Raw genomic sequence first — 333 nt, 5'->3', positions numbered from 1 at the left:
GCAAAATTGCTGAACTCGGGCCGTTCATCGTCACGCCCCAGTCGAATCTTGCCGACACGCGAACACATCACGTAAAGACAGACCACGAAGGTCGAGAACATCACCAGCACGTAGTACCAGCCCAGGGTGCTCTCTATCCAGGACTTGATGCCCAGAAACTGATCACTGGCCGTCTTTCCCAGCAGAATCGCGTAGAGAATGAAGAACACGGTCATGGTGATCGCGGTGATTCCGAGCGTCGAGTTGAGCCCCTTCAGGACACCTCGCTGCTCGATGAGTGCATCCAGTTCCTTTCCTTTCAACATGTTCCTACCTCGTGACAGGTTTTTATTG

The 333-nt window shown here is 53.2% G+C and carries 1 protein-coding gene; it reads right to left on the bottom strand.

Annotated elements, in window-relative coordinates; translation table 11 throughout:
• Positions 1 to 305 (bottom strand): BCCT family transporter (locus CWC28_RS21615; RefSeq protein WP_171038369.1); only part of this gene is annotated, 305 nt, incomplete at its 3' end.
• Positions 306 to 333: the final 28 nt, after the last annotated feature.

The sequence above is a fragment of the Pseudoalteromonas sp. S4492 genome (assembly GCF_005886115.1).
Classification (GTDB): domain Bacteria; phylum Pseudomonadota; class Gammaproteobacteria; order Enterobacterales; family Alteromonadaceae; genus Pseudoalteromonas; species Pseudoalteromonas gelatinilytica.
This window is presented reverse-complemented; position numbering and strand designations above follow the sequence as displayed.